Genomic DNA, 13,370 nt, shown 5'->3' with positions numbered 1-13,370 from the left:
TTCTGGTGGCAGTTTCTCAGCTAAGGCACTCAAGGCATCGGCACGATAATACTCAGACTCTATTGCCCTGGCAGCAGCAAGGGCTTCTGGCAAAACTTCTGGTGGCAGTTTCTCAGCTAAGGCACTCAAGGCATCGGCACGATAATACTCAGACTCTATTGCCCTGGCAGCAGCAAGGGCTTCTGGCAAAAACTCTGGTGGCAGTTTCTCAGCTAAGGCACTCAAGGCATCGGCACGATAATACTCAGACTGTATTGCCCTGGCAGCAGCAAGGGCTTCTGGCAAAAACTCTGGTGGCAGTTTCTCAGCTAAGGCACTCAAGGCATTGGCACGATAATACTCAGACTCTATTGCCCTGGCAGCAGCAAGGGCTTCTGGCAATAACTCTGGTGGCAGTTTCTCAGCTAAGGCACTCAAGGCATCGGCACGAGAATACTCAGACTCTATTGCCCTGGCAGCAGCAAGGGCTTCTGGCAAAACTTCTGGCAGTTTCTCAGCTAAGGCACTCAAGGCATTGGCACGATAATACTCAGACTCTATTGCCCTGGCAGCAGCAAGGGCTTCTGGCAAAACTTCTGGCAGTTTCTCAGCTAAGGCACTCAAGGCATTGGCACGATAATCCTCAGACTGTATTGCCCTGGCAGCAGCAAGGGCTTTTTGCAATAACTCTGGTGGCAGTTTCTCAGCTAAGGCACTCAAGGCATTGGCACGATAATACTCAGACTCTATTGCCCTGGCAGCAGCAAGGGCTTTTTGCAATGCTAGTTCTTGAAGATTTGGTGTTAAATAATTGACTAGTTTTGTCAGCGAGTCAATTTTCTCTTGTGGTTCTGGTTTTTGCAGGGCATAAGCTAGTCCTTGTTCGGGAGTCCAAATCTTGTTTTTGACCAACGCTAGCAGCAGATTTGCTGGTAGATTAGCTGCCAAACTATTCATCGATGCGGTAATCAAAGCATAACGACACTGCAAGCTTAGTGTTGATTCAGTCCGATTCGCTTCTGCTAGTTCCCAGGCACGAGAAATATCTGTGATGTAACCGCCAGTTTGTGCTAATTGTTCTCGCACTTCATACCAGCCATTGTTTCCAGTTGCAGACTCTTCCCGCAATAAGGTGTGAATCTCTTCTAACTGTCCAGCCTTTTCCAAATGCCAAACTAAATACTGATGAATGTAACCATCATCGAGTAAAGTATGCCATAAACCATTCTGGGTTTTCTGCCGATATTTCTCCAACAAACCAGCGTGAACATCAGCAAGGTTTAAACCCAACCCAGCCAAATCTCCTGGGCGCTTTGGCTGGGAGGGAGCAGTTAACAAATTACAAGCTAAATCGTGGAATAAGTCATGTAAGCGATAGGTAGGCATACCATCAGCAAGCGGTACTCCTGTTAATAGCAATGCTTTATTCCGTAAATATTGCAACATCTTGGCAGCATCACGCTTATCCATCTGCCACAGCGTTGCCGCCATCATCTTATTAATGTTGACATCCTCCGGCAATACCCCTAACCAAGAAAAATGCTGCTGCTTTTCTGGTGGCATTCTCTTGACACTCAAATTTAATGATGCGGTTAAACTCAAGCGTTTTAAACTAGCCTCATCAGTAATTTCTTCGGCTTCCGGTCGGTCAAAACTTGTTAATCTGGCTACTTCTTGCTGAATATCCGCCAACAGTTCATTCCAAGTTGTACCACAGGCAACTTCGGCGGCTGCGAGTTCCAATGCTAGGGGAAGATAACCAACGCCTTTGGCTAAGTTTTCTGCTGAGTGACGTTCTGTGCCTGTAATCTCGCGTCTTAATTTCTTCGTCAGCAATTCCATTGCCTGGTCTGGTTTCATTATATCCAGGCTGTAGGTGCTGGCTGCTAAGGCATCGGCAATGTGACCTTCACGAGTAGTTACTAAAACTTGACAACGCGCCCCACCAAAATTAAATGCTCGTGCATCTTCGGTATTCCAAGCATCATCCACCACCAGCAACACAGCCTTGTCATAAAGCAGAGTCCGCAAATGCGAGGAAGTTGCTTCAACACTGGTAGGTTTAAAGCTATAGTCTTCTAATGCTTGCACCCAGCCACTAAGTAAAGCCAGCACATTGGGTTGTTGACCTAATGTTGCCCAAAGAATGCCATCACAAAAACGAGATTGTATTTCTGCATTATGGGCTAAAGCCGCAGCTAAAGTAGATTTGCCCACCGAACCCAAACCGTGAATCGCAGTAATTACTAAAGTGCGACTATCAGATGATGAACCGTTGAGGAGACGAGGCTTTAAATCATCGCTGTACTCTGGGCGTTCTACAAAGTATGTAGGTAAAGGTGGTGCTTGAAATAGAGTAAGTTTAATTTGGGGTACAGTAGCAACACCCTCATCTTGGGTAGAATTGGCTGTTAATTTTTTCGATTTATTTGGTCTTTTCTTTTCCCACGCTTCATCAAACCCTTTCAGGTTCTTCTCTCTATCCTTTGACCATAGCTTTAAAGTAAAGCGCCAGTCATCAGAACCTTGAGTTTGGAGACGATTATCTTCCAGAATCTTCAAGAAATCCTTCAGCAAATTCAGCGCTTCTCGAATTTGTGCTTTAGTTAACTTGCCAGGATATTTGTCTTTTTGAGTCAGCAACTCTAAGGTGACTAATGTAGTTTGCACAGTCAGCTTGGGGTTAGCGCTGTCTTCTTCTTTCCAGTCGTACTCAATTTTAAAGTTACCATCCTCAAATTCTCTATCGACAAAACAAAGCAGCGCCTCTAGAAGACGCTTGACTCGCTTTTGAATCTCAGGCCCATAGGTAGTTCGTGGCATTACATCCAAATTGAGTAAGAAGTTTGAGGCTACCCCATATTGAAACTACCACCCCAAACTCATGTAATCCAGATTCTAAGGCATTTTCAGCAAGATTAGGGTATTTGCTTAGGGACACAACCCCAAAGAGAACCTGTATTTATCAACTCTTTGGGGTACAAACAAATGCAAGGTAAGCGTCAAAATCTTCTCAGTAAAACCATTGCTTTATTACTGGCAATGCAACTATTCTTGATTGGTTTACAAGCTAAAAGCCGAATCGACGAAGGTAACTCATCCATTGAGGCGTTGATTTGGATGATTCAACAGTATATTCCAGTGCTGGTTAAATTTCGTAGCTTGCAGGATAAAAGGGAGAAAAACGATTCTCCAAAGCTCAAAAGTAAAAGATGAAGTGGTAGGTGTGTTAACGGAACGCCGTAACGCACCTACGCTGAATAAATCATCACATAGACGCGATTCATCGCATCTGTTGTCTTAATTCACGTCGTGTTAAAAAATTAAGACTCCATCTCTGCCAATTCTAACCAGCGTTCAGTCGCCACATCGATCGCCTGCTTCAAAGATTCCACTTCATCATATAGTTTCTGCACTTGGCTATAATTCCCCGGTGAGACATTCGCTAGTGTTTTCTCGGTTTCTGCCTTCTGGGCCTCTAACTGGGCAATTTTACCTTCCAACTGCTCAAATTCCTTTTTTTCCCAATTAGATAACCTCCGCCGCTTTTGATTTTCGGTATTCTTGGATGAAGATGCACCATTTTGGACTTCGGCATTTTTGGGCTTCTCCTTAGTGGTAGCAGCTTGCTGCTGTGCCTCTTCAGCCTTCTTATAATCCAGATAAATCGAGTAATTACCTGGATATTGCCGGAGATTACCGCCTTCCTCAAAGGAAAATATTGTGTCGATGGTGCGGTCAAGAAAGTAGCGATCGTGAGAAACTACAATTACACACCCGACAAAATCTTCTAAATAATCCTCTAGTACTGCCAATGTCTGGACATCTAAATCGTTTGTCGGTTCATCTAAAATCAAGACATTGGGGGCACTCATCAAAACCCGCAATAGAAATAAACGGCGTTTTTCGCCACCCGAAAGTTTATTAATTGGGGCATACTGTTGATTACCAGGAAACAAAAACCGCTCCAACATTTGCGAAGCAGTAATTTGAGTACCATCGGTAATTTTGACAAACTCTCCTTCTTCTTTGATGTAGTCAATCACGCGCTGATTTTCATTTAAAGCTGTAAGCAATTCTTCAGAATGCTGGTCAAAATAACCGATGTGAATTGTAGTACCAATTTCTGCAACACCTGAATCTGGCTTAATCTGACCAGTAATAATATCCATTAAAGTGGATTTACCAGCACCATTAGCGCCAATAATACCGATGCGGTCTTCTGGGCTAAATTCGTAGGTAAAATTATTAATTAGGGTGCGTCCATTGTAGGCTTTAGAAATTTGATTTAATTCAATAACCTTTTTGCCAATGCGACGACCGACTGTCGAAATATCAACTTTACCCTGAACTTGTTTAAATTCAGTATCCCGCAGAGCGTGAGCGCGGTCAATTCTAGCTTTTTGCTTGGTACTTCTGGCTTTTGGCCCTTTTTTGAGCCATTCCAACTCACGCCGCAACAAGCCTTGGTGTTTACGTTGACTACTTACAGCAGATTCTTCAGCTAAAGCTTTCTTTTCAAGGTAATATGAATAGTTACCTGTATAGGTGTAAATGTCGCCTCGGTCGATTTCAATAATCCGATTGGTAACGCGATCTAGAAAGTAGCGATCGTGGGTGATGAGAAAAAGTGCGCCGCGAAAGCGATTTAAATAACTTTGTAACCATTCTACAGAAAGAGCATCAAGATGGTTTGTCGGCTCATCCATGAGCAAAACATCTGGTTCTGATAGCAATGCTGATGCTAAAGCAATACGCTTACGGTAACCTCCAGATAAAGTGCCTATCTTGGCATCAAAGTCAGAAATTCCTAATTTGGTGAGGATGATTTTGGCATTAGTTTCTAGTTCCCAAGCACCAGTCGTATCCATCTGTTGCATCACCACAGAAAGGCGAGACATCAGTTGGCTATCATCTGGATAGTGAACCAATTTATCAGAGAGTTCTTCATACTCACGCACTAAAGCAATATGTTCGCCACTGTCAGCAAAAACTTGCTCTAAAACTGTGTGATTTTCATCTAAATCTGGCTGCTGGGGTAAGTAAATAATTTTAGAACCAGAGTTGACTAAAATTTGACCGCTATCAATCGATTCTAATCCGGCGATCATTTTTAATAGGGTTGATTTCCCGGAACCGTTAGTACCAATTAAGCCAACTTTATCGGTAGCATCGAGGCTAAAGCTGGCATCTTTTAAAATTTCTTTGATGCCAAAGTCTTTTGTTACTGATTGTAGTGTAATAATACTCATAAGATTTAGAAACTTTTTTATTGATTATTAGTTAGTAGTACAGCACGGCATAAATCAAACTAGAATTTTAAACAAGCAAAAACCTTAATATACAAAATTTTTGATTTTTGACACTTCGATTACCTCGGCTTCTCTACGAGACGCTACGCGAACGCTCGGCACAAGTCTGCTCAGTGTTAACTTTTGACTTTCACCTTGCGCTGGTAGGTAAGGCAAATACCTTACCTACATTCGCTGAATTCTATAGAAATAAGTCCAAGGGGAGATGTCCATACATTTCGTTGATTCCGTCTTCGTGGTAAGACTGACAAGATACTAATACGCCACGATGATGTCCAGCATAAGAATCAAGATAACATAAGCCATTTTTCCCATTTAATTTGATATAAACTGGGCCTTCAGGTGCAGGTAAATTGTCTGGTGGTTCATAACCCAAAGCCAGAGAATAAGTCTTCATGGCAAGTATTCCTTCTTCTGCTGTATCAGCACAGATTCCTAAAATTTGATAATCAGCAAGTTTAGCGATCAAAATTAAGGCACTACGAATTACTGATTTTTCCGATGGCTTGAGGACAGGCGCAATATCTAGACAGTTGAATTTATTCAGTAATTTTTTCGCTTCTTCGGCGGTGAGATTCTGAGGATTGGGGGTTGACATAAACTTTGATTATTGTGTTATTGGTTTTTCTTTTGTGTATGAGTTGGGACTAGTGCCGCAAGGCGAAAGTTAAAAGTTAACACTGAGGAAGTCGAAGTGTCAAAAGTCAAGAGAATTGGATTCCAAGTTCTTGCATGATCTGACATGGTATATTTCTTTTCGCGCTCCTGTACTAACCCAACTTATTTAAATATTATTTACTAGAATTAAGGTTGATTTTGAACATTTCCAAGGTTAAATATGAAGGGAATACCGCTTTTTGAGTCACTACCCATAACGAGGACTTTGGGCATTTGAGCGCCGCCAGTCTTCCAAGCTTCAATTGCTTCTTTTTGCAGAACTAACTGCCCTCCTTGGGCTTTGAGTGTCTCTGCTAAGAGTCTTTGAGCTTCTGCCCTACCTTTGGCTCGATTCACATCTGCTTGTGCTTCTTGTTCTGCTTCGCGTGCTACATAAACGGCTCTTTGCGCCCGTTGTTCAGCAATTTGTTTTTCTTCCACTGCTCTGGCAAATTCTGGTGAGAATGCTAAATCAACTACGCTAGTATCTAACACAATTATCCCATATTTGTCTAAGCGATCGCCTAATGCTCGATCAAAGTCTTCTTTCAATTCACTTCTTTTAGTAATTGCTTCTTCTACTGTTCTTCTAGCTGCTGCAATTTTAAATGCTTCTTGAGTCTGGGGTGCAATAATTTTCGATACAATATTTTCTAAGGTTCCTTGTTTTCTTCTAACTTCAACTACCTGTATGGGATCGAGGCGAAAGTTGATCGCAAATCTCGCAGATAAATTTTGCAAATCTTTAGTAGAACTCTCTGCTGGCACTTCAAATTTTTGGACAGTCAAATCATACACATCTATCACAGAGATAAAAGGCGGTTTTACATGAATCCCTTCCAATAATGCCCCATCTTTCGCTTTACCCAGGATGCTGATCACTCCTGCTTGCCCTGGGTTGATAATGATAAAGGAATTTAGCCCCAAAATCACTAGTGTTGCTAACACAATTCCTAAAACTGTGCTTTGCCAATTTCCCAATTGCTGATTTTTCAAATTTCTCTCTCCATTATGAATTAGTCATTGGTCATTGGTGATGAAGAGTTATTATTCTCCTTGTCTTCCTTTTTTAGTTTCCAGTCCCTAGTGCCTGGTGCTGAGTCATAAATTTTACTTTGTATTGGGTAAAAGAAATTACTAGTTTAAGTTTCTCATTAGTCTGTCTGAATTAAAGGTTTAATCTGAAGAAGACGGCACTGGCGGTTTAATGTCCATCGTTTGTGATGATAAGCTAAACCACATCTAGTTTGCATATTCAAAATTAATATAACTCTTGTGGGGTGGGCATCTTGCCCGCCCTAATTGTGCAAGTTAAATGTGGAACAGCTTCTTAACCAATTAGAGTGGTTTATGGATAGAGAAGCGAATGATATTATCCAAGTTTCCACAACTGTTTTAATTCATTGTTGCAAACATATATGCAAGTAACAGATGTAGTTGTCATTGGTAGCGGTATTGGCGGTTTGAGTTGTGCTGCTGTTTTGGCACGCTATGGCTTTGATGTAATAGTCTGCGAAAGTCACTCCATCGCTGGAGGGGCTGCTCATGCTTTTGAGCGCAATGGTTTCAAATTTGATTCAGGCCCGTCTCTCTACTCTGGATTGTCTTACAGCCCCTCTGCTAACCCTCTGCGACAAGTGTTAGATGCAATTGGTTCGGAATTACCATGCATAACCTATGATACTTGGGGTTGTTGTGTGCCAGAAGGCGATTTTGATACGTCGGTTGGTACCGAGCAATTTTGTGAAGTGCTGATGAAATTCCGGGGACATGATGCGGTAGCCCAATGGCAGGAACTCCAGCGCATTATGGAACCATTCGCTAGTGCAGCAACTTCTATGCCACCGGCGGCATTACGCTTTGATTTTGGTGCTGCTAGAACTGTCGGCCCGTTTATCCCATCTCTGACAAAACATCTGGCAAATATAATTAAGCTGACGGGTCCCTTTAGCCGGATTATGGATGGTGTTGTTAAAGACCCGTTTACCCGAAACTGGCTAAATTTGCTGTGTTTCCTGCTTTCTGGATTGCCAGCAGATGGCACTAGCGCCGCAGAGGTAGGATTTATGTTTGCAGACTGGTATCGACCAGATGCAATACTTGAATATCCCATTGGTGGTAGTGGTGCTTTAGTTGACACCCTTGTACAAGGATTGCAGCGTCACGGTGGGAAGTTGATTCTAAGCGCTCATGTGGAAGAAGTGCTTGTGGAAGGTAATCGGGCGGTGGGTGTGCGTCTGCGCGATCGCCAAGAAATTCGGGCGCGGCGGGCAGTTATTTCTAATGCATCAGTTTGGGACACACTGAAGTTATTACCAGAAAAAGCAGTACCCAAACAGTACCGGGCTAAACGACAAGCAACGCCTGAGTGTGATAGCTTTATGCATCTACATTTAGGCATTGATGCTCAAGGATTACAGTCAAATTTGCGCTGTCATTACATCGTGGTTAATAACTGGGAATTGGGCATAACAGCACCTCAGAATGTTGTGGTGATTTCAATTCCTTCAATTCTCGATCCATCTTTAGCACCACCTGGTAAGCACGTAATTCATGTTTATACTCCTGGTAATGAGCCATACTCTATCTGGCAGGGAATGGATAGAAGGAACCAAGAATACGCCGAAAAAAAGCGATCGCGTGCAGAAATAATGTGGCAAGCGCTACAACGGATTATTCCAGATATTCGCTCTCGTTGCGAAGTCACACTTGTTGGTACACCTCTAACTCACGAACGTTATCTCCGCCGTCACCAAGGTTCCTACGGCCCAGCAATTCAGGCTGGAAGCGCTATGTTTCCTGGCCCCAGCACACCTTTAGCAGGACTGATGTGCTGTGGCGACTCGACATTTCCCGGCATTGGTTTACCAGCAGTCGCCGCCAGTGGGTTGATTGCTGCCAATACACTTGCACCTGTTAATAAGCATTTAGCAATGCTTCAAGATATCAAGTGTATTTAATTTTTCGAGTATAAAATCTAGTTGCCAACAGAGCCGCACCTGCCGCCAAAACTGCTAGTACACTGTTAGGTTCAGGTACGGCAGCAACTTTAGCATCAATTCGGGCAGTTCCAGCAAACAAACCTGTCAATTCAGGTTTTTCCAGGATATTAGCAAACTCTGGAGAAATCAGCAATTTAACATCAGGGATGGTTAAATTTTGATTATCAAATGCCACAGGTTCTGGAAGACTCAAATCAAACAAAATTGTATTTAAAGAAAATGTGTCTCTTAAAACAAATCCGCTAGTATCTTTAACGGTACGTCCTGGAACAAAACCAATTGAAAAGTCACCCAGAGTAATTTGATCGTTGAAGGTAACAGTCCCAGTACCCTCTATTGTACCTGAGAGCGGAGTAAAACCGCCTTCATCACTGAATGTGAAGTTGGTGGCTGAGTCTATATTAAAGCCAACTAAATAATTGCTGGGAATTGGTGCGACTGTATTATTACTACCTGTCAAGATTAGTCCGATATTTCTAAGAATATCTTCGTGGTCACGATCAATGCTAGTGACTCCAGATATCACTTTAAAAGTTGCAGCTTCTACCTCTATAGGTGCAATTGATATAAAAGCTGCTGTTGTACAAGCAAGAATCCCTGATAATTGAAAAAAACGCATATATTCTCCTTCTTTTAGTAGTTCATTTTATCTAAAAACCGCTCGTTATAAAACTAAAAAAACTTTTATAAAATTTATATGAAGTAGTCGTCAAGCTAATAGCAAAATTTCAGTCATAGAGTTAAAAATCTAAAGTTAGGTGCATGGGGATAAATAAATATCACTGGTTAGGAGGAAGCATAAGGTATGAAATATAAGGCATTAAGTATAAAAATTCATAAAAATATAGTTACGTTTAATTATGTCTACTACTAATTATTTAGCTTTAAACCTAAAAATTTTGATGTGGTTAAGCATAAGGTTTATCTTGAATTATTGAAAAGTTTATGTTAAGACGTGTAGCACTATCTCAAAAACTATTTATAAGGTAAATCTCATGTAACACAAATGCTACAACTGCGCTGTCCCTGTCTTAATGGTGAACTGGCGATTTGATATTTTCGCAAAAATGGGATGCTCTAGATGTACATCTGTGCATCCCTATCTATGTATAAGCAAATATTTTCTTAAAAATAAGACTTACGCAAACTCTACAATTCTTGGCATTCTTCTCTAACGAAACGCTATACTTGGCGAAGCCTCTCGCAGAGAAGGCGTCTTGGCGGTTCGATAAATTAAGCTTTTTGGTACTTTTTGCGTAAGTCCTTAAAAAGAATCTCAATTTTTATCAAATTTTAAAATTTCACTTAAATTAAACAATTTTGGAGCCTCTTTACTAACAATTAATGGCAATTTGCCATTCCATTTTTCTATTGCTTGCCTTTGCAGAATTTCGGGAGTTAAACCATCACGTAATAATCTGTGCGCTTCAGCCTCGCCTTTGGCTAAATTAACTTTTGCCTCAGCCTCTTTTGTTGCTTTCAAGGCGATAAACTCTGCTCGTTTTGCTTCTTGTTCAGCAATCTGCTTCGCCTCCACCGCCTCACCAAATCTTTCTGAAAAATGGACATGAACTAGAGAAATATCATCAACTGCAACATGATAGTTACTCAAGCGTGTAGACAAGGCATCATCTACTCCACCTTTGACTTCTCCTCGTTTAGTAATAATTTCTTCAGCAGTATACTTTGCCATGACTGCTTTTAAGACTTCTTCAACTGCTGGGTTAATAATCCGAATAACTACATCTTGTTCATCTCCAATTTCTTGAAAAATGGCATTTGCCTCCTGGGGGATAATATGCCAATTGAGAGCAACATCAGTGAAAACATTTTGTAAATCTTTAGAAGAAGCCTCAGCTGAAATTTCCTGATTTTGAACTCGAACACTCAAATTTTTCACAGTATTAACTACAGGAATAATTAGGTGAAGTCCTTCTCCTAATATCTGGTTTTGTACTTCGCCAAATTTCATCAAGACACCACGTTCACCTGCATTTACAATCACACAAGGCGTGAGAAAGAGAGTTATCAGGAACAAAAGAGCAGTCAGTTTACCGGCACTGTTAAAAGTTGGATTTTTTTTCATCTATTTGAAACATGTGTGTATCTTGAATAGAGACACATATTTAGAAGTTGTAAGCTTCTTCCCGTCATCCTCTTATAACTTTGACTCTAAGTCAATTTTCATATCACTTTAAACAAGGTAACAAATCAGTATTACCAATAAATAGCAAGTCCCTGATTGAGCAGTTAATATGTTGCATATACAGCTATATAGTTAGGTGGATGATGTGTACTTTATTACCCTAACTTGGAGCTACTGAAAGTTAGGATAGCTTTATATTTACATAAGTTACTGTAATAATATCTAAAAACCGTAGTATTTGAAAAGGTAAGTTGCTTTTAATTGAGTAAAGCAGGGCAAATCACACTTTTTCTAACCCATGTATTACATTTAGCTCGTCTTTTTGTTTACCAAACTCATTAGCTGCTTATCTAAGTCGATTGTCACTAAGCTGTTACGCAAATAAAATTGTATATTTACTCGTGTACCCCTCTGGGCAAGCAAGCTAGCAACAGCGTCTCCTTCAGGAGAGGGTTGTCATTAGTCATTTGTATTTCAAAGGACAGATGACCATTGACTGCATGACAGTCTTAACAATTGCAATGTACAATCTAGACGCGCATCAGCTGATCAAGGTTAATTTTGATTAAAAACTCTTCCTCATCTTTAATTTCTCTGAGAAAATGGTACAAGCATTGAGGATAACCTTAGTTTCTCATCGCGTTTTAAGACTCTAACGAAATCATCGGCTAAAATTTCTGCCGTCCACGGTGCTTGAGCAACAATGACTTCAGCAATCGCAATGCTCATCTGGGTTTCGTCGGTGTAGCTGCCTAGATTGAGTCGAAAACGCGAATGTTCATTATCTCGTCTGCATATTCAAAGCTTGCACCGTAAGTATCCGTATAGGCGTAGCCCGCACTTCTCTACGAGACGCTGTGCGAACAACAAAGCTCAGTGACCGCCGTAGGCATCGCTAACTCTAGCAGCATATTCGTATTAAATTAAAAACGGACGCGCCATAAAAAAGCTAGAAACTGATTTAGCATCTATCGGTTCTCCCTCCAAAATCGCCTTCTCTAATTCTTCGGGAGTCAAAAACACAGTTTCGATATCCTCGTCTCCATCTTGTGGTGGTGGTGTTTCCAGCTTTTCCAAATCTCGCGCCAGAAAAGCATAGATAATTTCATCAGAATAGCCGGGAGCTAGGAAAAACTCGCCTAATTTGTCCCATTTTTTGGCACTATAGCCAGTTTCTTCTTCGATTTCACGCTGTATCGTCTCTAAAGGTTCTTCATTTGCTTCCACAGTTCCCGCCGGAAATTCTAATATGCGTCCCTGAATTGCAAAACGATACTGGCGCACGAGTACAAGTTTATCCTCTGGCGTTATCGGCACAGCTAGAGCGCCACCAGGGTGACGAATACATTCCCATTCTCCTTCTGATTTATTAGGCAAACGCAAGCGATTAACTTCAAAATCAAATTTGCGTCCTTTATAAAACAGGCGTTGTCTCAGTAGTTGTGGTAATTCTCTACCTAATGGCATAATAAAATCTGATTATCTGTGAATACAGAGGTGGAATCAGCGTTCTTCTGCGTTTAAGGATGGTATTTTTAATTGCCCATCAATAAATGTACATCAGAACAGTCTACCTCTTTCACCAGTTCTTTAATAACATACCCGGATACTGGTTCTATCCAATCTGGGGCAATTTCCGCCAGTGGAACTAAGACAAAGGCACGATCCCGCATTCGTGGATGCGGAATCTGGAGATTGGGTGTATCCATAACAATGTCATCAAATAATAACAAATCTAAATCCAGGATTCGTGGGCCCCAGCGTTCCTGACGCACACGCCCAAATTGTTGTTCAATTCCTAACAAAATTTCTAATAGCTGCTGGGGTAGCATTTCTACCTGCAATGTGACGCAGCCATTTAGGTAATCTGGTTGTGGTGGCCCTACGGCTTTGGTTTGGTACCAATTGGATTTGGCTTCTAAGACAATACCTGGCGTTTGGGCTAAAGTTTCTATAGCTGCTTCTAAAATTGTTTGGGAATCGCCGATATTACTACCAAGGGCAACGGCGCTTCTTTTTAGCTCTACTTCAGCGTAGCTTGCCTTAAATAAGCTGTTTTTAGTATGTATTCTCGGATACTCAGGTATACCTGTTACAGAAAATGCCAATAATTTTTATATTCCGATATAGTTATCAAAATTGCAATTTTTTTACAAAACCCAATTAACCAAATTTAAAAGAGATTATTTTCTTATAGTAAATTTAGTTAATTATTTATAGGATATTATACTAACACAGAGGTAGTGCTATAACCCCAAAGCTGATTAATGGTGG

Annotated in this window: 11 protein-coding genes; 2 read left to right on the top strand and 9 right to left on the bottom strand. The window is 41.2% G+C overall.

The features are described 5' to 3' along the window. Positions 1–2,802, bottom strand: a 2,802-nt coding sequence (locus tag V7L20_RS06500; RefSeq protein WP_334743269.1) for an NB-ARC domain-containing protein, incomplete at its 3' end; no start/stop codon positions are given. 165 nt (positions 2,803–2,967) lie between these two features. On the opposite strand from V7L20_RS06500, the gene V7L20_RS06495 reads away from it, so the two are divergent. Further along, positions 2,968–3,195: a hypothetical protein gene (locus V7L20_RS06495; protein ID WP_334743268.1), complete on the top strand. Its 228-nt coding sequence runs from the start codon at positions 2,968–2,970 to the stop codon at positions 3,193–3,195. 107 nt (positions 3,196–3,302) lie between these two features. On the opposite strand, the gene V7L20_RS06490 is transcribed toward V7L20_RS06495, so the two are convergent. The 3 genes from V7L20_RS06490 to V7L20_RS06480 all read right to left on the bottom strand — a co-directional run bounded on the left by V7L20_RS06490 (position 3,303) and on the right by V7L20_RS06480 (position 6,944). Beyond that, entirely contained in the window at positions 3,303–5,231 is a 1,929-nt protein-coding gene (locus V7L20_RS06490) for an ABC-F family ATP-binding cassette domain-containing protein (protein WP_334743267.1), read from the bottom strand. Positions 5,232–5,472: 241 nt separating this feature from the next. Further along, a complete protein-coding gene (locus V7L20_RS06485) occupies positions 5,473–5,889 on the bottom strand; it encodes a DUF1824 family protein (RefSeq protein ID WP_334743266.1) in 417 nt (138 codons plus the stop codon). 206 nt (positions 5,890–6,095) lie between these two features. Beyond that, positions 6,096–6,944 (bottom strand): prohibitin family protein, encoded by an 849-nt coding sequence (locus V7L20_RS06480; RefSeq protein WP_334743265.1) that lies wholly within the window; start codon positions 6,942–6,944, stop codon positions 6,096–6,098. A 422-nt stretch (positions 6,945–7,366) separates the two neighbouring features. Between V7L20_RS06480 and V7L20_RS06475 the strand changes: the two genes are divergently transcribed. Then, on the top strand, positions 7,367–8,908 hold the full coding sequence (locus V7L20_RS06475) for a phytoene desaturase family protein (RefSeq protein ID WP_334743264.1): 1,542 nt from the start codon (positions 7,367–7,369) through the stop codon (positions 8,906–8,908). On the opposite strand, the gene V7L20_RS06470 is transcribed toward V7L20_RS06475, so the two are convergent. From V7L20_RS06470 to folK, 5 genes are all read right to left on the bottom strand, one after another. Next, a complete protein-coding gene (locus tag V7L20_RS06470; protein ID WP_334743263.1) occupies positions 8,895–9,569 on the bottom strand; it encodes a hypothetical protein in 675 nt (224 codons plus the stop codon). The two genes, V7L20_RS06475 and V7L20_RS06470, sit on opposite strands and share 14 nt — an antisense overlap. Positions 9,570–10,226: 657 nt before the next feature. After that, a complete protein-coding gene (locus V7L20_RS06465; protein ID WP_334743262.1) occupies positions 10,227–11,036 on the bottom strand; it encodes a prohibitin family protein in 810 nt (269 codons plus the stop codon). A 645-nt stretch (positions 11,037–11,681) separates the two neighbouring features. Next, positions 11,682–11,825, bottom strand: a complete 144-nt coding sequence (locus tag V7L20_RS06460; protein WP_334743261.1) for a hypothetical protein — start codon at positions 11,823–11,825, stop codon at positions 11,682–11,684. A gap of 189 nt (positions 11,826–12,014) precedes the next feature. Continuing rightward, a complete protein-coding gene (locus V7L20_RS06455) occupies positions 12,015–12,563 on the bottom strand; it encodes an NUDIX hydrolase (protein WP_334743260.1) in 549 nt (182 codons plus the stop codon). 68 nt (positions 12,564–12,631) lie between these two features. Beyond that, entirely contained in the window at positions 12,632–13,165 is a 534-nt protein-coding gene (gene folK, locus V7L20_RS06450) for a 2-amino-4-hydroxy-6-hydroxymethyldihydropteridine diphosphokinase (RefSeq protein WP_334743277.1), read from the bottom strand. Positions 13,166–13,370: the final 205 nt, after the last annotated feature.

Origin of the sequence: Nostoc sp. (genome assembly GCF_036916735.1) — a bacterium.
Taxonomy (GTDB): Bacteria; Cyanobacteriota; Cyanobacteriia; order Cyanobacteriales; family Nostocaceae; genus Nostoc.
This window is presented reverse-complemented; position numbering and strand designations above follow the sequence as displayed.

What these genes read in the sequence shown, in the direction of transcription:
- V7L20_RS06495 (WP_334743268.1), top strand. Translation starts at nt 2,968, where the DNA reads ATGCAAGGTAAGCGTCAAAATCTTCTCAGTAAAACCATTGCTTTATTA.
- V7L20_RS06490 (WP_334743267.1), bottom strand. Translation starts at nt 5,231, where the DNA reads ATGAGTATTATTACACTACAATCAGTAACAAAAGACTTTGGCATCAAA.
- V7L20_RS06485 (WP_334743266.1), bottom strand. Translation starts at nt 5,889, where the DNA reads ATGTCAACCCCCAATCCTCAGAATCTCACCGCCGAAGAAGCGAAAAAA.
- V7L20_RS06475 (WP_334743264.1), top strand. Translation starts at nt 7,367, where the DNA reads ATGCAAGTAACAGATGTAGTTGTCATTGGTAGCGGTATTGGCGGTTTG.
- V7L20_RS06470 (WP_334743263.1), bottom strand. Translation starts at nt 9,569, where the DNA reads ATGCGTTTTTTTCAATTATCAGGGATTCTTGCTTGTACAACAGCAGCT.
- V7L20_RS06465 (WP_334743262.1), bottom strand. Translation starts at nt 11,036, where the DNA reads ATGAAAAAAAATCCAACTTTTAACAGTGCCGGTAAACTGACTGCTCTT.
- V7L20_RS06460 (WP_334743261.1), bottom strand. Translation starts at nt 11,825, where the DNA reads ATGAGCATTGCGATTGCTGAAGTCATTGTTGCTCAAGCACCGTGGACG.
- V7L20_RS06455 (WP_334743260.1), bottom strand. Translation starts at nt 12,563, where the DNA reads ATGCCATTAGGTAGAGAATTACCACAACTACTGAGACAACGCCTGTTT.